The 24,630-nt window shown below is 60.0% G+C and carries 19 protein-coding genes and 3 pseudogenes; 9 read left to right on the forward strand and 13 right to left on the reverse strand.

Annotation, left to right across the window (positions count from 1 at the left end; all coding sequences use genetic code 11):
* Positions 1 to 116 (forward strand): annotated as a pseudogene (locus EN845_RS31085) (IS630 family transposase); the annotation flags it as partial.
* Between the two features lie 217 nt (positions 117 to 333).
* On the opposite strand, the gene EN845_RS31090 reads toward EN845_RS31085, so the two are convergent.
* The 9 genes and pseudogenes from EN845_RS31090 to EN845_RS31125 all read right to left on the reverse strand — a co-directional run bounded on the left by EN845_RS31090 (position 334) and on the right by EN845_RS31125 (position 9,578).
* The gene (locus EN845_RS31090; protein WP_127276464.1) at positions 334 to 1,050 is read right to left on the reverse strand and encodes an ABC transporter permease; all 717 of its coding nucleotides are present in this window, start codon (positions 1,048 to 1,050) and stop codon (positions 334 to 336) included.
* Positions 1,047 to 1,760, reverse strand: a complete 714-nt coding sequence (locus tag EN845_RS31095) for an ABC transporter permease subunit (RefSeq protein ID WP_127276466.1) — start codon at positions 1,758 to 1,760, stop codon at positions 1,047 to 1,049. The genes EN845_RS31090 and EN845_RS31095 overlap by 4 nt, the downstream gene beginning before the upstream one ends.
* Before the next feature lie 76 nt (positions 1,761 to 1,836).
* Complete coding sequence (locus EN845_RS31100) at positions 1,837 to 2,634, reverse strand: transporter substrate-binding domain-containing protein (protein ID WP_127276468.1); 798 nt, start codon at positions 2,632 to 2,634, stop codon at positions 1,837 to 1,839.
* 69 nt (positions 2,635 to 2,703) lie between these two features.
* Positions 2,704 to 4,713, reverse strand: a complete 2,010-nt coding sequence (locus EN845_RS36690) for a DUF2817 domain-containing protein (protein WP_127873495.1) — start codon at positions 4,711 to 4,713, stop codon at positions 2,704 to 2,706.
* A 22-nt stretch (positions 4,714 to 4,735) separates the two neighbouring features.
* Positions 4,736 to 5,188, reverse strand: a complete 453-nt coding sequence (locus EN845_RS36825; RefSeq protein WP_348631114.1) for an FAD-linked oxidase C-terminal domain-containing protein — start codon at positions 5,186 to 5,188, stop codon at positions 4,736 to 4,738.
* A pseudogene (locus tag EN845_RS31110) lies at positions 5,109 to 6,248 on the reverse strand (FAD-binding oxidoreductase); the annotation flags it as partial. The pseudogene EN845_RS31110 and the gene EN845_RS36825, both read right to left, overlap by 80 nt.
* On the reverse strand, positions 6,245 to 7,366 hold the full coding sequence (gene hisC, locus EN845_RS31115; protein WP_127873496.1) for a histidinol-phosphate transaminase: 1,122 nt from the start codon (positions 7,364 to 7,366) through the stop codon (positions 6,245 to 6,247). The gene hisC and the pseudogene EN845_RS31110, both read right to left, overlap by 4 nt.
* A 47-nt stretch (positions 7,367 to 7,413) precedes the next feature.
* Positions 7,414 to 8,541, reverse strand: coding sequence for a 2Fe-2S iron-sulfur cluster-binding protein (locus tag EN845_RS31120; RefSeq protein WP_127873497.1), 1,128 nt, complete (start codon positions 8,539 to 8,541; stop codon positions 7,414 to 7,416).
* Positions 8,538 to 9,578 (reverse strand): aromatic ring-hydroxylating dioxygenase subunit alpha, encoded by a 1,041-nt coding sequence (locus tag EN845_RS31125; protein ID WP_127276478.1) that lies wholly within the window; start codon positions 9,576 to 9,578, stop codon positions 8,538 to 8,540. Before EN845_RS31125 ends, EN845_RS31120 begins: the two co-directional genes overlap by 4 nt.
* A 123-nt stretch (positions 9,579 to 9,701) precedes the next feature.
* Here EN845_RS31125 and EN845_RS31130 point away from each other — a divergent pair, with 123 nt between their 5' ends.
* Together EN845_RS31130 and EN845_RS31135 are read left to right on the forward strand one after the other, a co-directional pair.
* On the forward strand, positions 9,702 to 10,622 hold the full coding sequence (locus EN845_RS31130) for a LysR substrate-binding domain-containing protein (protein ID WP_127873507.1): 921 nt from the start codon (positions 9,702 to 9,704) through the stop codon (positions 10,620 to 10,622).
* Positions 10,623 to 11,145: 523 nt separating this feature from the next.
* Positions 11,146 to 12,492 (forward strand): calcium-binding protein, encoded by a 1,347-nt coding sequence (locus EN845_RS31135; protein WP_127873498.1) that lies wholly within the window; start codon positions 11,146 to 11,148, stop codon positions 12,490 to 12,492.
* Positions 12,493 to 12,839: 347 nt separating this feature from the next.
* On the opposite strand, the gene EN845_RS31140 is transcribed toward EN845_RS31135, so the two are convergent.
* From EN845_RS31140 to EN845_RS31150, 4 genes and pseudogenes are all read right to left on the reverse strand, one after another.
* Positions 12,840 to 13,277 (reverse strand): hypothetical protein, encoded by a 438-nt coding sequence (locus EN845_RS31140; protein ID WP_127873499.1) that lies wholly within the window; start codon positions 13,275 to 13,277, stop codon positions 12,840 to 12,842.
* A gap of 552 nt (positions 13,278 to 13,829) precedes the next feature.
* Positions 13,830 to 14,285 (reverse strand): annotated as a pseudogene (locus EN845_RS36290) (IS630 family transposase); the annotation flags it as partial.
* Between the two features lie 156 nt (positions 14,286 to 14,441).
* Entirely contained in the window at positions 14,442 to 15,149 is a 708-nt protein-coding gene (locus EN845_RS31145; RefSeq protein WP_127276029.1) for a Crp/Fnr family transcriptional regulator, read from the reverse strand.
* A gap of 326 nt (positions 15,150 to 15,475) precedes the next feature.
* Positions 15,476 to 16,063, reverse strand: a complete 588-nt coding sequence (locus EN845_RS31150) for a hypothetical protein (RefSeq protein ID WP_127276028.1) — start codon at positions 16,061 to 16,063, stop codon at positions 15,476 to 15,478.
* A 421-nt stretch (positions 16,064 to 16,484) separates the two neighbouring features.
* On the opposite strand from EN845_RS31150, the gene EN845_RS31155 reads away from it, so the two are divergent.
* The 6 genes from EN845_RS31155 to EN845_RS31180 all read left to right on the forward strand — a co-directional run bounded on the left by EN845_RS31155 (position 16,485) and on the right by EN845_RS31180 (position 24,620).
* Positions 16,485 to 18,581, forward strand: coding sequence for a polysaccharide biosynthesis tyrosine autokinase (locus EN845_RS31155; protein ID WP_127873500.1), 2,097 nt, complete (start codon positions 16,485 to 16,487; stop codon positions 18,579 to 18,581).
* Positions 18,582 to 18,595: 14 nt separating this feature from the next.
* Positions 18,596 to 19,156 (forward strand): transcription termination/antitermination NusG family protein, encoded by a 561-nt coding sequence (locus EN845_RS31160; RefSeq protein ID WP_127873501.1) that lies wholly within the window; start codon positions 18,596 to 18,598, stop codon positions 19,154 to 19,156.
* A gap of 196 nt (positions 19,157 to 19,352) precedes the next feature.
* On the forward strand, positions 19,353 to 21,158 hold the full coding sequence (locus EN845_RS31165) for a hypothetical protein (RefSeq protein WP_245511846.1): 1,806 nt from the start codon (positions 19,353 to 19,355) through the stop codon (positions 21,156 to 21,158).
* Between the two features lie 259 nt (positions 21,159 to 21,417).
* Entirely contained in the window at positions 21,418 to 21,861 is a 444-nt protein-coding gene (locus tag EN845_RS31170) for a GFA family protein (protein WP_127276025.1), read from the forward strand.
* Positions 21,862 to 21,921: 60 nt separating this feature from the next.
* Positions 21,922 to 23,142, forward strand: coding sequence for a glycosyltransferase (locus EN845_RS31175; RefSeq protein ID WP_127873502.1), 1,221 nt, complete (start codon positions 21,922 to 21,924; stop codon positions 23,140 to 23,142).
* A 125-nt stretch (positions 23,143 to 23,267) separates the two neighbouring features.
* Entirely contained in the window at positions 23,268 to 24,620 is a 1,353-nt protein-coding gene (locus tag EN845_RS31180) for a polysaccharide biosynthesis/export family protein (protein WP_245511847.1), read from the forward strand.
* Positions 24,621 to 24,630: the final 10 nt, after the last annotated feature.

Consider the following 24,630-nt stretch of genomic DNA (forward strand, 5'->3'; position numbering starts at 1 on the left):
AGAAACGCACCATCGAGGAAACTTGGCGCCACATCGGCCACCTCGTCGAAACCATCGAGGCAGCCGAATGCAAGAACTACTTCGAAAACGCCGGATACGCTTCCGTCAAAACATGAAACGCTCTAGTGCACAGGTGACGGCTCGCGGAGCCTGCCTGACGCCTCCGAGAGAGATAACCCACGCCCGGCCCAATCGTGGGCACTGCGAAAGAAAAAGCGACTGACATAGCCGTCAGCGCCACAGCTATGGTGGGCGATCCGTCATGCTTGCCCGCCAAGGCTAATGAAGGCGGCCAGATCGCGAGGAATGAGCTTTAGACAGCGTCATGAGACGTCAGATCGATTTGAGTGCGGTCGATTTCTGGCTGGAGGACGACTCATGCCTGGTCAGAGAACGCTCGATGGATCGGATGATCGCGATCAGCAGCAGATTGATCACGAGGTAGAGCACGCCAGCAATTGCGAAAATCTCGAAGATCGCGAAGGTCTGGCTCATCAGCCGCTTGGCGTAGCCGGTGATTTCGAGCACCGTGATCGTCGAGGCGAGGCTGGTGCCCTTCACCACAAGGATAAGCTCATTGCCATACGCCGGCAGCGCCTGGCGGATGGCGAGCGGGAACTCGATGCGGCGGAACCGCAGCATGCGCGACATGCCGCATGCCTGGGCCGCCTCGACGAGACCGACCGGAACCGACATCAATCCGCCGCGCAGTATCTCGGATGTGTAAGCGGCCGTATTCAGCGCGAGTGCCAGGACGGCGCAACGCGATCCGTCGCTGATCACCCACCACAAAACCGCGTTGTCCTTGATCAGCGAAAGCTGGCCGAGCCCGTAGTAAAACAGGAAGATCTGCACCAGCAGCGGGGTCCCGCGAAAGACGTTGCTGTAATATTTGGCGAAGCCCGACAGGAGCCAGTTCGACGACAGCCGCATAAGCGCCAGTCCGAGGCCCAGATTGAAGCCGATCAGCACCGAAACGAAGGTCAGCGCGGCTGTGACCCACATGCCCTTGAGCAGAACGGGAACCGCAAGCTGGATGAGGTCTATCATACTGCTTTTCTCGTCCGTAGCCTGAGCAGGCGTTCGATCCCGTCGAAGCCGGCCTGGCTTACAAGCGTGATGGCGAGATAAACCACCGCCGCAATCAAGTAGAAGATGAACGGGTGGCGGGTGGAGTTGGCGCCGATGAAGGAAATGCGCATCAACTCCTGAAGGCCGACCACGGAAACCAAAGCGGTGTCCTTGATCGTCGTCTGCCAGACATTGTTGATGCCGGGAACGGCGATGCGCAGCATCTGCGGGGCGATGATGCGGCGGAAGATGCGTGCGCCCGGCAGCCCGAGCGCTCGAGCTGCCTCGATATGCCCATTGGGGATGGCGCCGAGCGCCCCGCGCACGACCTCGGTCGAATAGGCCCCGGAGATCGCGCCGATGGCGATGACCGCGATGACGAACGCATAACCGCTTTCCGCAACTCCGGCATAGCCGAAGGCAGTCACGACCTTGGTCACGAATTCAACCGAACTGAAAAACAGCAGGTAGATGATAAGCAGTTCGGGCACGCCACGCACAAGCGACGTATAAGCATCGACCACCAGCGAAAGTGGAAATATCCGGGCCCATTTGATCAGCCCGCAGACAATGCCGATCACCAGACCGGCCGCCATGCTGACGAAACCCACAAGGATTGTGATCGCCGCGCCACGCAGGATGACGGTCACCCAACCCGCTTCCCAAACTTGCCAGAGACCGAATTCCATCCGAGTTGCCCTAGTCTGTCGTGCCAATGAGACGCATGCGCCCGGCTGTCCGGGCGCATGCCAGAATTCCAAGGCGTTATTTGCAGGGCCGGGAAATGTCCGTCTTGAACCATTTCTGGCTGGCCTTGCCGACCGAGCCGTCGGCGATCAACTCGCAAAGCGCCTTGTCGATCTTGGCCTTGAGCTCGGTGTTGTCCTGCGCGATGCCGACGCCGATGCCTTCGCCAAGCGTCGGGTCGAACGTGCTCTTTATCTCAACACCTATCAGCTGGAAGTTCTTGCCATCCGGCTTGTCCAGAAAATCCTGCAAGGCGGATTGATCGGCGAAAGCCGTGTCGATACGGCCGCTCGCCAGGTCGATCTGCATCTGATCGAGCGTGTCGTAGGTTTTCAGGTCGGCATTCGGCGCACGCTTCTCGAGGAAATGCGCGTGCGTGGTGCCAGCCTGCACGCCGACCTTCTTGCCATCGAGCGATTTCAGCAGCGTGTCGACGTCGGTGATGGCGGCGAGATCAGAACCCTTGGCCGCGACGAACATGTTGGCCAGTTCGGCATAGCCGACGCTGAAGTTGATCTCCTTCTTGCGATCGGCGGTGATCGACATGCCCGAGATGATGACGTCGAAGCGCTTGGCCTTCAGCGCCGGGATCAACCCGTCGAAGGCCTGCACCACGAAATGGCAGGTCACGCCAAGTTTGGTGCATAGCAATGCGCCGACATCGGCGTCGAAGCCGGTGACGTTGCCGTTGGCGTCGGACATGCTCCATGGCGGGTAGGCGCCTTCCGTACCAATGGACAGCTCGCCTTCGGCCGCCCATGCGCTGCCCATGCTTCCCGCCAGACAGGCGAGCAGCGTCAAGACTTTCAGTTTCATATCAGTTCCCCTTGTTGTTGATCTTCATTGCCGTTGTCCGGTGCGAGCCGAACGCTTCGAGGGCTTGCTTCACAGTGTCCGTGCCAGGAATTGGCGCAGACGCTCCGAGCGCGGGCTGCCGAACAGCTCCGCCGGCGCACCCTCTTCCTCCACCTTTCCCTGGTGGAGAAACAGAACCTTGTGGGAGACCTCGCGCGCGAACTGCATCTCATGCGTCACGAGGATCATGGTGTTGCCTTCCTCCGCCAGTTGGCGGATCACCCGCAGCACCTCGCCGACCAGCTCGGGGTCGAGCGCCGATGTCGGCTCGTCGAAGAGGATGACCTTGGGCCGCATCGCCAGCGTGCGGGCAATCGCCGCCCGCTGCTGCTGGCCGCCGGACAACTGGCCGGGATAGTGGGCATGCTTGTCGGCGAGCCCGACCTTCTTCAGCAGGGCATGCGCGTGTTCGAGGGCCTTCTCGCGAGGCTCCTTCAGCACATGCCGGGGCGCTTCGATGATGTTCTCCACCACCGTCATGTGCGGCCACAGATTGAAGTTCTGGAACACCATCCCGACCCGGGCGCGGATGCGTTCGACCTGCGCCATGTCGGCCGGCCCGAGACGGCCGTTCGACAGCGGCTTCATCTTGATGAGTTCGCCGTCGATGGCGACCTTGCCGCCATCCGGCTGTTCCAGAAGATTGATGCAACGCAGGAACGTGCTCTTGCCCGAACCCGACGAGCCAATCATGGAAATGACTTCGCCGGCATGGGCGGTGAGATTGACGCCCTTCAACACCAGAAGCGAGCCGAAGCTCTTGTGAAGCTCGTCGATCTGCACTGCCGGCGTCGTGATCTTCGCTTCATCAGCAGGCGTCGGATCGGCCACAGGGGCCGGAGCGGTTGGCGGCGTCTGTTCGCGCCTTATGGCCTCGTCCTGGGCTACCTCGACAGTCTGTAGCTCGGCCAGTGCACGGTCGAAATAGCGCAGGCTGCTGGACAGGCAAGTGCGCTGCCAATCCGGATCATCGGGAATGAAGGCCGAGCGCAGCGTCTCCCGGATTCGCTTGCCCAGCGGCGAATCGAGCTTCCCGAACAGATGCAGCCAGTTGTCGGCTTGCACCGCTTCCATGACCGAGGGGCCGTCCAGCGTGCCGCATTCGACGACAAGCGGCAGCACGCGCGCGTCCGGCATTGCCTTGCGGACGGCGTCGGAGACATAGCCGGTCGCAGTCGCAGCGATGCCGGTGCCGGTCTTGGCGCCCGGGCCGGTCAGCACGGTCGAGAGCGCCGGCCCGAAGATGGATTTGCCCCAGGCAAGGCCAGCATGCTCGGAACTCGCCACCGAAAGCAGAGCCGGATAGCCGTAAGGCCCCGCCCCCGTATGCAGGTCGAAAACGATGACCTGGCGCGCCGCGCCGGCAAAAGCCTTCAGGATTTCGTTCAGCGTCCTGTTCGACCAGACCGGCCCGCCACCGCCGTAGAACATCCCGTCGGCGAATTCATACTGGCCAGCCTCGACGATCGCTGCCAGCCCGGCATGCCCAAGCCTCTTGCGCGCTGCGGCGAGTTTCTCGTCGGCCGCTATACGGTCCGCCCCTGCCCATTCGCGGTATGCCACGGCGTCGTGAAGGCCGGCATAGCCATTGTTGACCGGAGCGCCGGCCGACCAGTCGATGAAATTGCGGTTGAGGTCGACATTGTCTTCGTTGACGCGCCGCGACCACGCCGTGCCCCAGGGATTGATGAGGTGGATGGCAAGGATCGCCATGTCGTCAGGCAAGCGCCGCAGGTTCTTCTGGCCGAGCCAGGCGGTCTGGCAGGTCGAGCCGAACGGCCCCTCGACACCATGCGTGCCGGAAATGAGCACGATCAGCTTGCGCGCGTCGCGACGGCCAAGCAGTGCCACATCCGTCGCCAGCGGCCCGCCATCGGGCCCGTTCAGCGGATGAACATATTCAGACAGCTCCGCGCCCGCCCGCTCGGCCGCTTGGCGAAATTCTTGGCGCAAGGCGCCGAAATCAGAGGCATAGGCCGGGGCCGGCTCGTCATGGCGCTTCGTCGATCCCAATGGACGACTGGCGGTCAATCCGTTCATTCCCTGTGATTCCGGCATGGGGTTACTCATCGGTGAGGTTGCTCACGTTCTTAAAGCTGCCGGAATGAGATGGCCTGGAAGACCGAACGAACCAGGCATCGCGGGGAAGCACCTTGTCGGGGTTCATGATCGACTGATCGTCCAGCACTCGTTTCACCCGCTCCATCACGGCGAGCTTCGTCGGGTCGGCTGTCGCCAGCAGGGAATGGATGCGCTTCGACCCAACACCGTGCTCGGCGGAAAAGGAACCGCCAATCTCCCGGAGCTGTTGATACAGGACACCCTCGACACGCTCGGCAATTTCGGGCGCCAGAGGCCCCCGGCGGTTGAGGATGATATGACAGGTTCCCATCGGCCAGATGTCCGAAGATATAGGGCGCCAGACCGGGTTCGATCGCAGCGAGCTTAGGCAGGATTCTGTCGAGATATGCTGGAATTTCCGACAATGGCACCGACACGTCGAAAGAAGGCGCATCGGGATGGGCGCGATAGAGCACGCTGGTGTCCTCGCGCAGCCGCCACAGGTCGTCCTCTTGCCGCCGCGAGCCGGCGATGATGCCGGTCGCTTCGGGATAGCGCTCCATTACTTCCGAATAAATCCGCTCGAAATCCTCGCGCAGCGCCTCTTCGCGCGCGCCGCCAAGCGACAGCAGCAAGAACAGCGGCTGGTCGAGCGGCACGCCTGGTTCGGACCATCCATGCGCGGCGGCGGCCAGACTGAAATACGAGGTCCACATCGCCTCGGCCGCGCGCAGATGCCCGGCCTCCGATTCAAGAGCCAGGCGAATGGTCCGCAGAGCAGCCTCGACCGATGGCAGCCCGAAAAGCGCGGTGGCGCTGGCTAGCGGCGAAGGGTCGAGCTTGACGACCACGCGGGTGACGATGCCGAGCGTGCCCTCGGCGCCGATGAAGAGATGTTTCAGATCATAGCCGGCCGAATTCTTCACCACCCGGGTGAGATCGGAATAGACCGATCCGTCGGCCAGAACGGCCTCGAGGCCAAGCACGCGGTGGCGCATCACGCCGTTGCGAAAGGCCATCACGCCGCCCGCATTGGTGGACACCATGCCGCCGATCGTTGCCGAGCCGCGCGCGGCAAGATCGATGCCCGGTTCCAGCCGGTGTTCGCGCGCGGCCTCTTGCAGCGCTTCAAGAGTAACGCCGGCGTCGACGACGGCCACCCGCTCGACAGGATCAAGCCGCTCGATGCGGTTCATGCGCGTCATCGAAAGGACGATCTCGCCTGGCCGCGAAACACTGCCGCCGACCAGGCCGGTCTTTCCACCTTGCGGCACGATCGCGATCCCGTTCTGGTGACAGATGCGCGCCACCGCCGCGACTTCACCGGTCGATAAAGGCGCAACGACGATGCCGGCGCCACAATTCGCGCCATTCGAGCCAAGGTCGATCGCCTCGGTATCCTCTCCGGTGCGCACATTCGAAGCGCCGACGACATCGCGGAGCGCGTCGACAAACGACAACGGCACCGCCTGGTCGATCCAGTTCGTTTGCCCTTGGGGCGCGAGGCCGCTCATCGTCCCACCAATTCCTGAAGTGCCGCAATCAGCCGGTCATTGTCCGCCGGCAAGCCGATGGTGGCACGCAGATAGCGTTCGTAGCCGGCTTCTCGCCACGCCTTGACGATAATCCCCTGCTTCAGAAGATCGGCGGCGAGGCTCGAACTATCACCCTTGCAGTCGAAGAACAGGAAGTTTGTCTGCGACGGCGCAACCCGGAAACCAAGGCCAACAAGAGCGGTGGCTGTGCGCACGCGCTCGGCCCTGACCCGGCTCGCCGACGCCTTCATCCAGCTTTCGTCGGCGAGTGCCGCGATGGCGGCGGTCTGTGCCGCTGCGTTGACGTTGAATGGCGTCTTGGCAGCGGCGATCACCCGTGCCAGTTCGAGGCTCGAACAGACGGCATAGCCGACGCGCAGCCCCGCCAGCCCATACGCCTTCGAAAACGTCCGCAGCACCACATGGTCGATGCCGTGACCGCGCAGAACCTCGATGCCGTCGGGCGCACCTGGATCGGCAAATTCGAAATAGGCTTCGTCGAGGACAAGAAGCGTGCCTGGCCGCACGGCGCCGATCAGCCGTTGCAAGCCGGAATGGTCGAGACCGGGTCCGACCGGGTTCCATGGCGAGGATATGAAAACGATCCGTGGCCTGGCGGCGATCGCCGTTTCCAGCGCGGCAAGGTCGAAGCCCATTCCAGGCGTCATCGCAACCTTGACGACATCAGCCCCCACTGCCAGCGGCTCTATCTCATGCAGGCCGAAGCTCGGCACCGTGGTGACGACGGAGGCGCCCGGCACCAGGACGGCGCGCGAGATGGCGGCGATCATCTCCTCGGAGCCATTGCCGGCAACGATCAGGCCGGGATCGACCGCCAGTCTTTCGCCAAGCACTGCCCGCAGCGCCGTGCAAGCCGGATCGGCATAGCGCCATGGTTCGAACGATGACGAAGCCAATGCGGCCATGACGGCGGGAGAACAGCCGTCCGGGTTCTCATTGCTGGCCAGCCGGGCGATGTCTTGGCGGCCACTCAGCGCCCGCGCCATCGCTATGTTCATGCCGGCATTGTAGGGCGGCAAGGCGGCGATATGCGGATTGAGCGGCAGGCTCGACACTGGTTTGACCGACTGTTCCAAATTCCGACTTCCGTTTCCCCGCGCCCATACGCGGCATCGCGATCTTGTCAAATATCCAGGACGATTGATCCGCTCGGCCTGGAGCAGCACAGCAGCACTTCGCCTGCCCCAAGCTCGTCCAGCGGTTCTTCGAAATAGGCGACGTCACCCGAGACCAGCCGCGACTTGCATGTGCCACAGATGCCCGACCGGCAGCTGAATTCCGGTTTCAGACCGTGATCCTCGGCAAAGTCGAGCAGCGAAGCGGCGGAGCCGTCCCAGATGGCCTTGAGTCCCGATTTTCGGAACTCCACGGTCGTCGCCTCGTCTGTCGGCACGATCCTTGCCGGCTGCGCAACAACCGCCGAGGTCCGAAATGCATCAGGCTCAAGCACCGTCGACGGACCGAAAAATTCGTAGGCAATGCGGTGCTTTGGAACGCCAAGCGCTCGCAACATGGCGTAAATCGCCTGCATGAACGGCGGCGGACCACAGAGATAGAAATCATAGTCGTCGATCGGCAGCAGGCGTTGCAGCACGTCCCGCGAAATCATGCCTTCGCTGTGGAACCGCTGCTTGGCTTTGTCGCGTTCGGAAGGAGACCGATAGCAGTAGTGGGCAGACAGGCCGGGCCGTGTCGCGACAAGGCCGCTCACCTCGTCGCGCAAGGCATGCACGTCGCCATTCTCGCAAGCATGAACGAAGACGGTGCGGCGGTCCGGCATCGAAGCCAGCGCATGCAGCATCGACACCATCGGCGTCAGCCCAACGCCGCCGCTGAGCAGCACCACTGGACGGCTGCTCGCCTTGTCGAGCACGAACTCGCCGCGCGGCCCTTCGGCCTGAAGGACGTCACCGACGTCGATCCGGTCATGCAGGAAGCATGAGCTTATCCCATCAGGCAGGCCAGGCGCGGATGCTGCTTCCCGCTTCACGCTGATCCGGTAGCGACCCTTGCTGGCCGGAGAACAGGAGACGCTATAGTTGCGCAGCACATATCCCTTTTCGCCTGCCGCGTGCGGCACGGGTATCTTGAACACCAGGAACTGGCCCGGCTCGAAATCGCGCCAGTCCAGTGGATTGACCGGCTCCATGTGGAACGACGTGATGATGGCGCTTTCGCGCACCTTCGCAACCACCCTCAGGTCGCGAAACCCACTTCTTGCGATGGTGTCGCGAGCGGTGAATGCGTTCATTCGGCGGCCGCCAATTGCTGGCTCTCGCTGGCGATCAGCTTGGCCAGGTTGCGGCGAAAACGCAGCGGCCCGACATCGATCTTGAGATCGAGATTGGGCGTGCGCTTGTTGGCCATGCCCTTGTGCACCGCGTTGAGCACGGTGCGGTCCTCGTCGAAAGCGCCGCGCACGGAGGTGGCGAACCGGCGCGACACCTCCAGATCGTCGGGAGCGAAATTGCGCATCTGGAACCAGTAATATTTCGTCTGGTTCTCATCGACAGGCGTCATGAAATTGTAACTGTCCATGAGGAACACGTCCTCGTGCAGCGGCTTGCCTTCGCCGCCGGTGCGTGCCGGTACGAAGATCGCCTTGATGATCGCGTTGGACGGGTAGCGCACCTCGTAGTGCTGCTTGCGGTCGCAATTGCCGGAGAATTTGAGGAAGGGTGCATAGAAGGGCGCCGGTGCGGCATCGACCACCCAGCGCCATACCGTTACGCCGTCTTCGCCCACGGTGGTTTCGAGCGGCGCATCCTCCATGGCCTGGACACCACCGAAGGAGGATTGATGGACCCAGGACACATGCGAGGGGTCGAGCAGGTTGTCGGTCATGTAGAGATAGTTGCAATCGAGCGCCATGGACTCGCCGCGGTTGACGCCCCATGCCGGGTCGCCCCAGTGATCGACAGCGAAAATCAGGTCGGGATCGGCCTTTGCCGCCTCGCCCATCCAGATCCAGAGCAAGCCGTAGCGCTCGGCAATCGGATAGGAACGGACACAGGCGACATGGGGTATCTTTTCCGCGCCCGGCACCCGCGTGCAGGTCCCCGTGCTGTCGAAGGTCAGGCCGTGATAGCCGCACTCGACCGTGTCGCCCTTGATGCGACCCATGGACAGCGGCAACTTGCGATGCGGACAGGCGTCTTCGAGCGCCGCTACCACGCCATCGGTCCGGCGGTAGAGGACGATATCCTCGCCAAGAATCCGGGTCGGCACCAGCCGGTCGGCGACCTCATGGTCCCACGCGGCAACGTACCAGCAGTTTCGAAGAAACATGGCGTCCTCCCCAGCTTGTGAACCCCCAAACGAATATCTTGCGGATCCTGGACGACATAGGGCTTGCATCTGCGTTCTATTTTAGAAAAACTAAATCAAGATGACCCCAGGATCCTTGCCCAGGTGAACAAGACGCCGCCGCTGCGTGCGATACAGGCCTTCGAGGCCTTCGGCAGACGCGGCAGTATGACGGCGGCCGCGACCGAGCTTGGCGTCTCCGTTGGCGCGGTCAGTCAGCAGATACGCAAAGCGGAAGAGGCCCTCGAGGTCAGGCTGCTGGAACGGCGCGGCAGAAGCGTCGCCCTCACAGCGCTGGGACGTGTGTATCACGCGGCGGTTTCCCGCGGATTCGACCAGATTCGTGCGGCTCAAGACATCATCGATCGCGCCCAGTCCGCGAACACGCTGACAATCTCCTGCCTGCCATCGCTGGCCAGCAAATGGATCGGCCCGCAATTGCTGGATTGGCAGATTGCACACCCGGGCGCGACGGTACGTCTGGTCGGCGCGGAGACGGAACCCCGATTGGATACTGAAGGGGTCGACTTCCGCATTTCGTACGGCGAGAAGTATCGCGATTTCAACCACTATATCGAACTGTTCACGGATTGGGTGGTGCCGGCATGCTCACCGGCGCTGCTGGCAAGGCACCCGGTGCGCAAACCCGCCGACATTCTCGACCTGCCACTCCTCAGCATCGAATGGGCTCGCGACCACCGCTCACCGCCCAGTTGGACGGAATGGGCAGCAAGCATCGGAGCGATGTACCAAAAGGCTTCAGGTGAAGTCGCCTTCTCCTTGTCGAGCGCCGCTATCGATGCCGCGACGAATGGAAGAGGCGTTGTGCTGGCGCAGCTATCAATGGCCGCCGAGGATATCGCATCCGGCCGCCTCATCGTACCTTTCAATCAACGGCTCAAATTGTCTCAGGCCTATTTCCTTGCCTGGGACCGTGCAGCTCTGGAAAAGCCCTTCGGCCCGGAACTGCGCGCGTGGATCGTGTCGAATTCCAAGCGGATGGGCGCAGCTTTAATGGCTAGCTGATGTCCTCAACTGTTCACTCCCACTCGATTGTCTTTGTCCCTATTAGGTCATTGATCGCTGACATGCCGGACTGCAGGCGGTATCGCGTGATCGAGATGCGCTCGGGCGATCGATCCTCAATCACGCCAGCCCGAGCCGGGCGACGACGAGTAGAACCACCCGCTGGTTGATCGAACCTAGCCCTCTACTCTGCTTTCGTCGGGACCGTCATCCTGATGCAGGTGCCGCGGGCCTAACAGTCTGCTGGCATGGCCGGTTGGCTTCCGCGATCGCGTGACAACTGGGATGTCACCAGTGTTAGCCTTTCGCTGGGGCAAGCCGTCGCCTACTCGACGTTGTAGCGCAACCATTCGAGCAACGTGACCGGGGCGGGTTTCAGACGCCTCTCCGGCACGAGCCACCGTGCGGGACCTGTTACATTTTGTGATTTGCACGATACCGCTGACGGGCGTTCTGATGAATGGAGGCCTTTCCGGCTTCAGGCACTTGGCGGAAAGGGCGGGGGTGTGAAAGGTGGCCAACCATGGCCCAGGCAAGTACCATTGTCTTAAGCGGCGATTATGGCTACACCCAGTATAAGGCATCCGGCCTGCCCGCCGACACCACTATCGATGCCACCGACGCCTCGTGGATCGTCGCCAATCAGGGAAGCCCCATCAACCGCTATCCCTTCTCGATCGTCGACCCCGGCGACAACCTCCTGGTTTTTGGCGGCACGATCAACGGCACCGTCTCCCAAACCGGCGACTGGGAGAACATTTACGTCAACTCCGCCGCAGTCCGTATAAATTCAGCCCACAACTTTGTCATCGACGATTGGACGGTTACCCAGCCCTGGGATGGCATTCGTGTCGGCGGCACTGGCCACTTCGTCATCGAGAACAGCTATGTCGGCAACTCCCGAGACGACGCGGTCGAGGACGATGACGTCATCGGCGGCACGATCAAGGATTCCCTGTTCGACCACGTGTTTTCCGGAGTGAGCCTTGGCGATGGTGAAGTGGATGGGCATAACAACACGGTTACCATGGATGGCATGCTTCTGGGCATGGGAGAGTACCTTCGCAAAGGCGTGATGACCCACGGTTCGCCATTCAAACTCGACAACGGCACAGGCGCTAACGATATCTCGCCCAGCCTGCACTTTATCGACTGCGTGGTGGCGATCGCCGACGTTCACCACAACGGCCAGGGGCGGCTGCAGCACGCCTGGGACAAGACGGTCGAGTCGCACGGCAATTACTATCTCAATCTCTCTGACACGCCGCTGCCGTCCGATTATCCAATGCCGCCCGCCGGCTGGACGGTCCTTCAAGGCCAGGCGGCCCGCGATTGCTGGGCCAACGCCAAGGCGGTCTGGCATGCAGCCCATGACGGGACCGACCAGCCACCGCCACCGCCACCGCCGACCGACCCGGCCAAGGGAACTACCGGGAACGACACTTTTATCGGCACTGGCGCGGCCGATAACTATGATGCCTTGGCTGGTAACGACATACTGTGGGGCCGAGGTGGCAACGACGTGCTCCACGGGGGCGCCGGCAAGGACACCTTCGTGTTTGACACGGCCTATGGCCCTGGCAATGTCGATAGGCTCCCGGACTTCCACGCAGCGGACGACGCGCTCTATCTCGACAATGCCGTCTTCACCAGCCTCGGCCCCGGTTCCTTGTCCAGCCCGACGCAGGTGAACTCGTCGTATTTCGAGTTGCGCGAACACGCCACCAGCCATAACGACTACCTGCTCTACGACCGGGCCACGGGCATTCTGTACTATGACCCCGATGGCTCGAGATCGGCCCCTCAGGTGGAAATCGCCCACCTACAGGCCGGGGCGGCCCTGACCTATCATGACGTGTACATCATTTGATCGCCCATGCGATCGCACATGGCACTACGAAGCGCGAGCGCGTCACCGCTGGTGTTCCAGTTGCCACTAACAGCGATCAAAAATAGCGACGGATAGCGCCGATCTAGTAGCTCTGCACAGAGGTTACGACTCTTTGGAAATCGGCTTGGGATAGACTTCGACCAGGCGCTCCCATGCAGCCCTGTCTGCGACGAGGAGATCCTAGCTGTCGATGCGACGATCGAGGCACCCCGAGCCACAACCACCCTTGCTCTCCTTTGGCAAAGGGGAGACCTGGCGAGTTCCAATTCGCAACCGAAGGCGATTATCCGGACCGAGGGTGGACGTCGGCTAAGAAGCGTGCGCGACTAGTGCTCGCGCGCAACCAGCCAACCAGATACTAGCCGGCCGAGTGGGCCGATGATCACGCTTGTCCAGGTCGTGGCGCGCTCTCGGCGGTCTTTGCATTCTTGACGGATCATATTTTGGACTTCAGAGCAACCAAGTGGCGTCAGTATCCAGCTGTCAAGCTGAGACGATTTTCTCCACATTGGACTGTTGTCGTCCGCGTAGCCAACCGGGAGATTAAGACGCTCCGCCTTCCGGATCAGTCGCCGGGTTTTTATCTCCGCAATCTGTTCATAATATAATAACGTTTCCCAATAATGTCGGTACTCGGCCTTTTCCCGCTCCGCAGGCGTGCAAGCATTTGTCAGGTCGATGTTATAGGCGTGGTCGAGCGTCCTGATGGTTAGCCGGTACGCCATGACCTCCAATAAATCTTTGATTTCTAATAATATCGTCATACGACATCCCCGAGCCATCGTGTCCAAAAAAAGAACGCTACAACCTCCTATGACGTTCAGTCCATTCCACTACTTGGATGAACTTAGAAGGCAAAAGAACTAGATAGCGAGTAACATCAGGACGATCTGGTTCTCGAAAAGCTCCGGCTCGCCAAAAGCCGCCACGAATCGGCGATAGCAAAGACAAAGTGGTCTCGCCAGCAAGGCCGGTTAAATCAAGAAGGTATCGGCGAAGCGGAAGACGAAAACCAACTTCAAGTAACAGCCGTTGCTTAAGAGCGCATTTTTCCCTTACCGGCCAACGACCGAACAATCCTGACATCGGCGCTACACTGGCACCACCGATAGGATTAATTGCGCATTACCTAATGTCCCCTGTAAATTGACCGGTGCGGGTGCGTACTTAAGCCCGCCGCAGTGGCCGGTGCGGTCCTCACGTCCCCGGAGGGCTGCCCGCCGCACCGGCCATTTTGCCTACGCTTTGGTTAGCGGCGACGTTCGCTTTGGCCTCGATGCGCTGGGCCGCCAGCGCCCAGCCCCTGAGCGGCGACTGTTGGTCTTGGTCCAGGTCTCATCAATGAAGACCCGTCGCGTGGATCGATCCGGCCCCGATATTTCATCCACTGCAGCCGCCGTCGTGCGACATCGGGGCGATTCTGTCCGTTGGCGATCAGCGTTTTTTTTGTGAGTGAGCTTCTCGGCATGCACGAACTCCCATACCAATCGGTAGTCGACCTTCAGACCAGCTCGGCCACAAGGCCGCGCAAGGTGAAGCCCGGTCGTGAAAGCGCTCGATCAAGCTGTTGGGCCACACTCCCGAGAGTTTCTTCGGTTTGTAGCCGCGGACCTGGCGAGGCGCCGCACTGCCAGTCTCTTCGACACGCTATTAGCCACGCTATGGCCCCGCTGTAGCTGACGCCAAAGCGCGCCGTCGCGGCGCCGCGACAGCCCTTCCATCTTGACCGCGGCAACAACCCGCCCGCGAAAATCCATCGAATATCCTGCCATCCCGACTGGCCTCCTCCAGTATGAATGTTGAATCGGAGCAAAGGTGATTTGCGAATCTCACGACTCCATCCCGCTCTAGCAAGAGAGTCCGGGGCACCGAAGCACATACCCGCGAGGAAGCGCCAGTTGCGGTTGAGACCAGAACTAAGCTTGATGTCAGCTCGAAATGTAAGACCGATCAAATCCGGCCGTTTTTATAAGTTCCGCGTGGTCATGCAACTCGACCACACCATTGCGGAATGAAGCCAGTCCACTTTCCCGCAAATCCTTCAACACGCGACTTACATGCACAGCCGAAAGACCCAACGCGTCGGCCATCTCGGCTTGGGTCAGCGGGCATTCAAAGCGGTCCGGATAACTCGTTGGCGATCGATGTGCCCGGCAGCCCAGTTCGAGAAGAAGATGCGCCGTGCGTTCGACAGGTCCCCGTCTACTGACTCCTGCCAGATGTTCCGCAACCCTTGCGTACCGCCTTACCTCAGCCAGCAGGATAGCCTCGCAAATGGACTGCGGGTAGCGCGAAAAACAAGTATGGACAGGACCGGTCAGCTCGATCGCGGTTACATCGGAGAGCGCAGTTGCCGTCTCGCCCCCTTCGCCGGAGAACTCGATCAAGGCAATTTCGTGGGGAAGCGCGAAATCAACGATGAGACGCGAGCCATTCCGCAACGTTTTGCCGAATGCCGCCCAACCCGCAGTCATAACCAGGATGGAGGATTTGGCCTGATGCTCGCGTGCAATCGTGGTGTTCGCCGGATAGAGGCGGCGCAAAGCCCCCGGCAATACTGAGATTGTCCTTTCCCAACTCGCGTCGGCAAGCGCGGGTCGCCTCTCCAATTCAAGAGCCTGCTTTGATAAGCCCATTTGTCTTGATTACCCCACTCCGCGATCGTCCCTCCGATCAATCTGCAGCTTCAACCCATTAATTACACAAACGTTCCGCCTATCTTTTCATCCAAATGGCGTCGCGGCCTACCGCCATGGGATGCTACCCTACCACCTTGGGGGTACTTGCACCATGCAGAAGGTTCTCAGCCCACTTTACTGGATGGGCTTCAGCAAGTTCCCGTGGCCTGCCGGCATTCAACGCCGGCAGTCGAACTTGTCCTTTGGCTGCTGCGCCCCGGCGGACCATCACGGCTACTTTCACGTCCCTTCTTTGGTTGAAAACCCTCGCCAAGCAGAGCTGCTCAACTTGAAAGCAGCCGCGTTCGATGCCCTTCAGAAAGCACGTCGGGTCCTGCTGGTCGCGTTGATGCCGGAAGCGCGGATCCCACTGGCGGATCGGGCGGTTGCAACTCTTGCCAAGGCGGACTGGGGATCGCCTGCGCCGTGCTTCCGGGACTCTCCGTTGCACCTGCTGTAACGACCTGCTCCATTGTGCTGGCTGCCGGTTTTCGGCGCGGGTAAAGCCGCGAGGGACGCCTGGCATTGTAAGTCTGCCGTCTTTCCTCGGCAACTTCCAGGTCATCGATTGCGGATATGACCGATGCAAGACGATCCTCGATTTGGCTAAGACGCCTGCGGGTGGAAAACAGGGCGACTGAAACCAGCAAACTGTAGGCAAGTACGACAATGACTGCTCCTACGGGAGTTTCGATGCCGAACACAATTAAAGTACCAGCCCCAATAAAAACGGCAGGAGCTCCGTAGCCCAGCAACCTGTCTTTCTTCATAGGAAGCATCAAAGGCCAGGTTGCGGACAGCATAAGAATGGCTGCCGGTCTGTTGATCACCCAATCTAAAAACCCCGGAACGATTTCGCTGAGAATATCCATATCAACCTCAAGCAAGACACGGTCGGCTGCTTTGTTGTCGTCAGGAAGTGCAGGCTCTCCTGCGCGCCCTGGACGCTGCAGCGCCTTAGACCTTGCGGAAGCGCGATCTATGGTCCCGGCGACATCCTAAAGGTCTGGAAGGCTTGTCGGGTAGACCAGATCAACCTTTAGCCGATTTACTACTCAATAATGGTAATGGCGGGGATATCCGCGAAGCTGTTATGTTTCCAACTGACCGGCGACGCGATCGCTCGGTGGGCGGGAAAAGAGCGACTGCACATGCCGGATGGCGGGACGCGAACCCTTACATTTCACGCGCTCTGAGCGCTTACACGCAACTGCCCGAACTACTTTGAAGTGAAGCAAATTCAGCCGACGCTGGAGGGGCCGGAGTTGTGCTGTTGATTGCAAGGATTCGGAAATGGCAAGTTCAATTGACAGTCCGACCATGACCAGAGAATTACTGCCGCTCGACGTGCGGGAGATTCTTGATTTCTTTCTCCGCCGCTGGAAGCTGGTGTGCAGCATTGCTGCGCTCACCTTCGCCGCATTTGTCGCCGCCGCCTATCTCCTTCCACCATCCTACACGGGCGTCGCACAAGTGTTACTTGACGCCCCGATAGACTATATGACTCCGCAGGATTATTCGAATTCTGATTTTGCCGACAATTCAACATTTATCGAAAGTCAGATTGCGGTCCTGAGATCCACCTCGCTCCTTCAGAAGGTGGTCGACAGTGAAAAGCTGACGGAAGACCCAAAGATCGGACCGGGGGCATTAATATGGCTACAGAACGCCCTTGGAGTTTCGCGCGTTGGATTGGCGGATGTTATCGAGATCTCGGTGACCGCCTATGACCCGGGGAAAGCAGCATCGCTGGCGAACGCAATCTCCCAGGCCTACCTCGCTGATCGAGTAAGGTCCCGCTACGAAGGGGCCAAGAAAGCGTCCACATGGCTCAGTGAGCGGGCCACATCTCTGCGAGCGGAATTGAGCCTTTCGGAACAAGCCGTCCAGAAGTTTCGGATCGATCACAATCTATTGGCGACGCCAGCAGGCAGTTTGACTGACCAGCAGCTGTCTGAATTGAATGTCGCATTAATTACTGCACGCGCCGAATTGTCGGAGAAACGGGCGCAATATCAACAAGTTGACAAATTGCTGACCAGCGGAGGCGACATCCAGTCGATGCCGGACGTCTTGCAGTCCGTAGTTATCAGCGCGCTTCGGGCCCAGATCGCTGGAGTGACACGGCGGGAAGCCGACCTCAAATTGAAATACGGCGATCGGCATCCGGATGTCCTGGCGGCGCAAGCCGAGCGCCGCGACATCGAGGGGCAGATTACCGCCGAAGTCCAGCGTCTCATCGGCAATCTGAAGAATGAAGTGGACGCTGCCGAGGCCCGGGAAGCTTCCCTCAGCCGAGCCTTGAATTCGGTATCCAACCGATCCGAAGTCGAAGGTCAGGTTGGCGTGCAGTTGCGCGACCTGGAAAGGATTGCCGCCGCGAACAAGGAGCTGTTTGAGACATTCCTTTCACGCGCCAAGCTCACCGAGGAGAAGTCTACCCTGCTGAACAGCGGCGTACGCGTGATAACCGATGCGGTTGTTCCGGGTTCGCCAAGCTTTCCGAACAGGCCTCTATTCGCGGCGTTGGGACTTGTGCTCGGCTTCTTCGTCGGGGGGGCAGGGGCCGTTCTTCGTGAACTTTTCGCTTCCGGCTTCATGGCAAAGAAGCAGATAGAGGAAGAGCTGTCCGTTCCGGTTCTTGCATCCATCCCACGGATGGCGGGCTGGTCGAGAGACGCCCATTCCCAAGCCCAACCTGTGGCTTATCTCGAGCGCAGACCACTATCCAGGTTTAGCGAAGCCGTGCGGCGGCTCCGCCTGGGCATCGATGCGACGCCCGAACAGGCCCGCTTGCCGCGCCTTATGCTGGTGACATCGGCGATGCCCGGCGAAGGAAAGACAACCTTGGTATTGAGCTTGGCCTGCTCCGCAGCGGCCGACGGCGAACGGGTTCTGGTCGTCGATGCGGACTTGCGGCTTTCGGCCACCACGGCCTTCTTCGGCATGGTGGACAAGGTCGGGCTGGTCGACCTTCTGACATTGCCGGTGAAGGCAGCAAACGCAATTCATCGGGACGAACGCTCGGGGATATCCCTACTCCCTGCCGGCGCAAGGACCCGGAACCCGCCTGCCCTTCTTGCTTCGGCGCGGATGCGCTCGGTTTTCGAAGAGCTTCGCGGAAAGTTCGACACGGTGATCATTGACGCACCACCTGTTGGAGCCGCGGCCGACGCCACGATCCTGGCGCGGTATGTCGACAAGGTCCTCTTTGTCGTGAAGTGGCGCGAAACTTCGCGCGAGGCCGTTGCAGAAGGGATTCGACACCTTGGCGGTCGGTCGAAGATTGCCGGCATCGCCTTGACAATGGTGGACGAACCAAAGTTGCCAAAATATGGCCGCTACACGTCCCTCGAAGGTAGTGTTTCGGACAGTTACTATCTCAACTAGAGAAATATTTCGCCATGCAGCACGCTGAATTATACCAGGATCGCTTCCCGGGGCCGGCTGGAAAAACTTACGGCGGGGACCCTACGCGTTGGTACGTGATCCAGACGCACCAACATTCCGAGAGCTTGGCGGAGCGGCACCTGCTATCGCAGAACTTCCGAACATACCTGCCCAAGCGAAGGCGAACCGTTCGCCACGCTCGCATTGTCAGAAACGTCGCCAGTGCGTATTTCGACTGCTATCTGTTCGTCTCGCTGGCTGCTCAGCAGAGTTGGTACCCGATCAACTCAACCGTCGGCGTGCGAAAACTTGTCATGAGCAAAGGAATGCCGGTCCCGGCACCATACGGCGTTATCGAGTCCTTGATAGCCGCAACCGACGAGGACGGAATTTTGCACCCCGATATCTTATTGAGGCCAGGTCAAAGAGTTAGAGTCATAGACGGGCCGTTTTCGGAGCAGCTTGGCGTTCTTGATCATGTCGGAAGTGCTGGAGCGGTAAAAATTCTTCTTGATATAATGAACCGTTCGATTCAAATCACGATCGACCGAGATAAACTTTCGATTATATCCTGAATTCTATCCGTTATTTCTCGTATAATATTTTTTGCTCGGACGATGCCGAAACTATCCGGCGAAGGAAGGATGAGTTGGCCACCCAATTCACCCTCGATGCGGCAGCTTGCAAGGCGACGTCCGAGGCTGCAGCCCGGCATCGAAAACATCGGGGGCTGCGTCTCAACAAAATCAGGGCCAATAGGCTGCCGATACGATGACCGGCGACGATGAGCGAATGACGCTCGACGCGATCAACCAGGGGAACCCCTTGCAACCTTCACGTAAATCCAAACCCGGAAGCTACTGTCCGGCGGATCCTGGAGAGCCTAGGGACGGCCTGCAGCCGCAACAATATCGGCGCTGGGTTCCAAAAGCCAAGGCAAGCATGGTGGTCGAAGCGTTGACGCCCGGGGTGAACGTTCCAGCGCCAGCCAGGGCGGTTGGGGCGAGCCCGTCGATCAACAAAGCAGATGTCGGTGTTTCTCAAACCGACGCAAGCGCCGCCTTGCTGCCCCTCGAAACAGTTCCGGCCCTACCGATCGCCAGCGAACTGTTTCGAGCATTCAATGAGAGCGGCCTGAAGTACGGAATAATTCAGGATCTCGCGTCCCTGCAAAGCGGACTTGCGGGCCGCGACGATCTGGATCTCCTTTTGGACAAGCACGACTACCCGGTCTTCTGTTCGATCGTGAGCAAGCTGCACGGTCGTCGCGGCGTCAGCCTGTCTTGCTACGACAATGTCTGTGCCGGCCGGGAGGACTGGTTCCTGCCTGACTTTCCAAATGGCCGCTATCTCCATCTCGACATGCATATCGGGATCCGTGTCGGCTGGGAATTCCGCAAGCGATATCCGGTATTCGACTATGCGGCGATTACACGATGGGAGTCAATTTGTGTGGATGGGGTGTCTATTCCGGTCGTCTCCCCCGAGGACGAGATTCGAATAGCCATTGCCCGCTTCGCCTTCCGGACCTGGGCATTGCCTTGGCGACAGTGGATCACCGTTGGTGGTGATTGGAGGGACCAGTTTGCGCGCCCGCCACTGCCGTCAGGCCAGCAAGGCCTGGATGTCGCGGAATACACGCTTGGCGGCAGCAGATTGACGAGCTGCAGGTTTCTGCAAAGCGTCGACGGTTTGATGGCAAACCGCAGGGATCTTGCCAGGCTCCGGCGTTCAATCCGTGAAGCCTGCGGTTTTGCAGGAGGTTACGGGATCGCCGATGCCGTTGTTCACCTGGCCCGCAAGACCTCATATCTGGCGTTGAGGGCCCTTCAGCGCCTGATGCCCGGCACATTCCCACCAAAGAGACGGCCTGCGGCTGGTGGCTTTGTAGTGGCGCTCGTCGGTCCTGATGGCATGGGAAAGAGCACTCAAGCTGATCGGCTGACACGGATATTTCGATGGAAATTCGGGTGTGCGCAAGCCTATGTCGGAATCGGAGACGGCAATGGGTGGTGGCTCCGCAAGGCGTTGCAGACTCTGGTTTTTCCCTACAGACGCCGCCTAAAGTCGTTGGCCCAGCACGATGGTGGCAACAGCTCCGTCAGCCGAAATTGGTCGAAGGGAGGACTCGCCGCTACCGCGCTGGCATTCTGGGCAGTTTTGATCGCGTTTGAGCGATACGCTGTCGTGAAACGTGCGCATCGATGGGCTACGCGCGGCCTGATCGTCATTTGTGACAGGTGGCCGCAGGCGCTGTGTACCGGATATCTGGACGGGCCGACCATCCCACCGCACCTCTTCTCCGTCCCAGGCCTGTCAGTTCTCGCTCGCCTCGAGCAAAGGCTCTATCAAAAGATGGCACAATGCCGGCCACACCTCACTTTGCACCTGGTTTCAGATTTTGCCGTCTCCGAGCAGCGAAAGCCGGGAGAAATCAGGAAAGAAGCCTTCGACGCGCGGCTATCGCTGATGGCGGAGTTGCGAGCCAAGGATAAGAACATCCGAACCGTTGACGCAAGCGCTGGCATCGAGGCGGTCGGACGGGAACTGTTCAGGCATATCTGGCTGTCTTTGTGAGAGGCAGGGCGGGCAGCTCATCGGCCAGTATCCAAACAGACCCCGATGCGCGGCCTTCCGCCATCGCGAAACGACAGGTGTTCCCTGCGAGGCGTGGGAAAGCCGCCGAACGCTCGCGCTCGATAGCGGCGCGCCGATAGAGCCTGTTTCATCCCACGATCGGCACGGGGCTCTGACTTGAACGAGTGAATATGGCTCCGTTTCGGGGCGAGCACCTGTCCCATCCGGCCCACAACAGCACGCAATGACGGAGGTTGCCATGTCCGAAACCATACGCAGGACCGGCAGTTGCCTGTGCGGCGGCGTGCAGTTCTCGGTCCGCGGTCCGCCGCTCCGCATTGGTCTTTGCCATTGCAAGGATTGCCGCAAGGCCGGCGGCTCGACCTATTCGGCCTTTGCCATCTGGCCGCGCGAGGCCTTCGAAAAGACGGGCCTCGTCAGCTCCTACGGCACGCGCAGCTTCTGCCAGACCTGCGGCGGCCGCGTCGCCCGGGTCGACGACAATGAGGCTGAGGTGATGATCGGCAGCCTCGACGTCGTGCCGACCGATCTCGTGCCCGAATATGAATTGTGGACCTCAAGACGCGAGACCTGGCTCCATGCCTTGCCCGGCGCCGAACAGTTCAAGCATGACCGGCCAGCGGCGAACAGCGCAGAAGTGCCGGCGCCGCGGTCGCTGTCGGACGTCGATGCGGCCGCGTGAAATTCGATTTTGCGCTCGAATGCGCCGCCCTGGATTTCATGTCCCCTAAGGTATTGGCAAATGAAAATCCTCCATGTGCTCACCCGACTTCTTCGGGGAGGTTCCGAAGAGAACACATTGGCCTGCTGTCTCGCTCAGGCGCGGCACGGCCACGAAGTGCGTTTGGTTCACGGCGAGGAGTACGATCCGAATTTGCGGATGTCAGTTGCCGAAGCCGTTCGGGTTGAGACTCTTGAGCGGCTCATCAACTCGATTTCGCCATCCCGTGACATTTCTGCATTTGGCCAACTCACGCGCCTTATGCGCGACTGGCGGCCTGACATCGTGCACACCCATCAAAGCAAGGCCGGCATCGTCGGCCGCCTCGCTGCAAGGGAAGCCAATATCCCCTGCATCATACATGGCGTGCACATTTTGCCCTTCGTGCATGTGGGCAATGCGCAGAGGCTGATGTACCTGGCTGCCGAACGCTTGGCCGCGAAGTGTACACAGGCTTTCATCGATGTCAGCCAGGCTATGCGTGACATTTGCATCGCCAATCATTTGGGTAGCGCCGATCAGCACCACGTCGTCCACTCCGGCTTCGATCTGAAGCGCTTCGCGAACGCGCAATGGCCACAGCAATCGCATCTGCTCCTGGGGACGGCTGTCGGAGAGCCTAAGCCACCGGTGATCCTGATGCTGGCCGCGCTGGAACCGCGAAAACGCCATATAGAGTTCATTGAAGCATTTGGGCAGGTCGTCGAGCGAGTTCCGAACGTGCGGCTGCTCTTGGCCGGCGAGGGGCCGGCGCGATCCGCTATTGAGTCGGCGATTGCACGATCCCCGTACGCAAACAACGTTCGCATGATCGGCTACCATAGCGAGCCCGAGCGACTGATCAGTCTGGCGGACGTGTGTGTGCTGACCTCGATGCGAGAAGGACTGCCTCGCGTCATGATGCAGTATCTGGCGGGCGGTCGAGCCAGTGTGGTCTCGCATCTGCCGGGAGTGGAAGAGGTTGTAAAGCATGGCGTGAATGGAATTGTGACGCCGGCAGAAGACGTTGGCGCCGCGGCGGCGGCGATCGCCGACCTTCTCCAAAATGAACACTACCGCGCTCGATTGGCTGAGAGCGCGAAACTCACCGACCTGGCATCCTGGGGGTTGGATACAATGTGCGATAGGGTCGAGCTGATCTATCAATCCGCTCTCGAGTCAACCCTTTCAGCAGGAAGGCCACACGACCCGCGAATTCGCGACGGCCTCGCCAAGCAACCTTTAGGACTGCCCGGATTTTGATCCCTTTTCTCCTTCGACGGAGTCCGGATTTTCAAGGCTTACTGCTCGAACCCTACCTTGCTGTCACGCTCCGGCCGACGAATGTCGATTGGTCCTGACCGCAGGCAAGACAACGGAGTACGACGATGCGTTTGCGTGCAGACCAGCACTTTCCTTCCGGGCCTTCGCTAATGGAGGATTGGGTCCGACGGCTTTTTCCGGCCAGCCGCACGCTCGCAATGATTGGCGGTCTGGCCATTGCCTTTGTTCTGCTCACCGCAGATGCATCCCGTGCGGACGGCTATACGTTCGACACCGGTGACGTCCTGCGTGTATCCGTGATTGGCGAGCCATCCTATCCGCTGGAAGTCGTGGTCGATGATCGCGGTTCGATATCGCTTCCCATGTTGGGCGATGTTCAGGCGCGCGGCCTCACCACCGTTGTCCTTTCGAAGGCCATTCAGCGTGCATTTCAGGAGCAGAAGCTCATCCTCGATCCTTTCGTGAAAGTGGAGATCGGTCAGTACCGGCCATTCTTTATTTCCGGAACGGTGGCTCATCCCGGATCGTACCCGTTTCAACCCGGAATAACGGTTCGTCATGCACTGGCTATAGCAGGTGGCTTTCGGGCTACCGCCGTGGGAAACACGGAGCCGGCCTTGCAAATAGCTGATCTGCGCAGCGCGCGGGCAGGTCTGGCGATCGAGGAATATCGCCTAAAGGTTCGGCTCGCCCGGCTCCAGGCGGAAAGCCGCCAGGACAAATCTTTCGTTGCTCCGCCCGATCCGCCTGTCGAGTTTGGCGGACACTTGATTGACGACATCGTAGCGTCCGAACAGGCGCAGTTGGACGCCCGCCTCGCCGCATATCGGGACGACATTTCCTACCTTGATGTCTCGTTGGAGCGGGCCAGGAAGGAAGCGGATATGGTCGCTGCCACTCGAAAGGAACGAGAAAAGACCGCGGACATTCAACTCGAGGAACTGCAGTCTGCCCGGTCATTGCGGGAAAAAGGCCTGGTCACCAATTCGAATGTCATGACGGCCGAACGAGCACATACCAGCTATCGCGCCGAACTTTCGCAGACCGAGCTGCAGCAGGAGCAGGCGCAGCAGGCGATGCTGACCGCTGAAAGCGAGCTTCGAAAAAAGAAGCAGAGTTATGAAATGGACTTGATCTCGCAGACCCAAGACACGCAGGTCGAGTTGGGGAAAATTCAAAGCCAAATAAGGTATGTCGCCGACAAGCTTCTCTTTATATTTACATATGGCGAACAGCGGACCTTCGACGACTTGCAAGGCTCCGTGAAGATCTCGATCTTCAGGCGCGACCGGAAAGTCGCCCACGACATCATCGCCAATGAAAATACGGAAGTTCTGGCTGGCGATGTCATCGAGGTTTCGATCGCGGCCAACAAAGGGTTCTACGCGCCGGACACTTCCGGAACAATGGGGAGCCCAAATGCGGAGGGCCTCCAGCCAAGCATTGTCGGCCAATAGCACGAATATG

Origin of the sequence: Mesorhizobium sp. M8A.F.Ca.ET.202.01.1.1, assembly GCF_004791595.1 — a bacterium.
Lineage (GTDB): Bacteria > Pseudomonadota > Alphaproteobacteria > Rhizobiales > Rhizobiaceae > Mesorhizobium.

What these genes read in the sequence shown, in the direction of transcription:
- EN845_RS31145 (WP_127276029.1), bottom strand. Translation starts at nt 15,149, where the DNA reads ATGGGCTTATCAAAGCAGGCTCTTGAATTGGAGAGGCGACCCGCGCTT.
- EN845_RS31090 (WP_127276464.1), bottom strand. Translation starts at nt 1,050, where the DNA reads ATGATAGACCTCATCCAGCTTGCGGTTCCCGTTCTGCTCAAGGGCATG.
- EN845_RS31155 (WP_127873500.1), top strand. Translation starts at nt 16,485, where the DNA reads ATGGCAAGTTCAATTGACAGTCCGACCATGACCAGAGAATTACTGCCG.
- EN845_RS36690 (WP_127873495.1), bottom strand. Translation starts at nt 4,713, where the DNA reads ATGAACGGATTGACCGCCAGTCGTCCATTGGGATCGACGAAGCGCCAT.
- EN845_RS36825 (WP_348631114.1), bottom strand. Translation starts at nt 5,188, where the DNA reads ATGCGCCTTCTTTCGACGTGTCGGTGCCATTGTCGGAAATTCCAGCAT.
- EN845_RS31160 (WP_127873501.1), top strand. Translation starts at nt 18,596, where the DNA reads ATGCAGCACGCTGAATTATACCAGGATCGCTTCCCGGGGCCGGCTGGA.
- EN845_RS31125 (WP_127276478.1), bottom strand. Translation starts at nt 9,578, where the DNA reads ATGTTTCTTCGAAACTGCTGGTACGTTGCCGCGTGGGACCATGAGGTC.
- EN845_RS31165 (WP_245511846.1), top strand. Translation starts at nt 19,353, where the DNA reads ATGACCGGCGACGATGAGCGAATGACGCTCGACGCGATCAACCAGGGG.
- EN845_RS31140 (WP_127873499.1), bottom strand. Translation starts at nt 13,277, where the DNA reads ATGACGATATTATTAGAAATCAAAGATTTATTGGAGGTCATGGCGTAC.
- EN845_RS31180 (WP_245511847.1), top strand. Translation starts at nt 23,268, where the DNA reads ATGCGTTTGCGTGCAGACCAGCACTTTCCTTCCGGGCCTTCGCTAATG.
- EN845_RS31150 (WP_127276028.1), bottom strand. Translation starts at nt 16,063, where the DNA reads ATGGATATTCTCAGCGAAATCGTTCCGGGGTTTTTAGATTGGGTGATC.
- EN845_RS31175 (WP_127873502.1), top strand. Translation starts at nt 21,922, where the DNA reads ATGAAAATCCTCCATGTGCTCACCCGACTTCTTCGGGGAGGTTCCGAA.
- EN845_RS31100 (WP_127276468.1), bottom strand. Translation starts at nt 2,634, where the DNA reads ATGAAACTGAAAGTCTTGACGCTGCTCGCCTGTCTGGCGGGAAGCATG.
- EN845_RS31120 (WP_127873497.1), bottom strand. Translation starts at nt 8,541, where the DNA reads ATGAACGCATTCACCGCTCGCGACACCATCGCAAGAAGTGGGTTTCGC.
- EN845_RS31095 (WP_127276466.1), bottom strand. Translation starts at nt 1,760, where the DNA reads ATGGAATTCGGTCTCTGGCAAGTTTGGGAAGCGGGTTGGGTGACCGTC.
- EN845_RS31135 (WP_127873498.1), top strand. Translation starts at nt 11,146, where the DNA reads ATGGCCCAGGCAAGTACCATTGTCTTAAGCGGCGATTATGGCTACACC.
- EN845_RS31170 (WP_127276025.1), top strand. Translation starts at nt 21,418, where the DNA reads ATGTCCGAAACCATACGCAGGACCGGCAGTTGCCTGTGCGGCGGCGTG.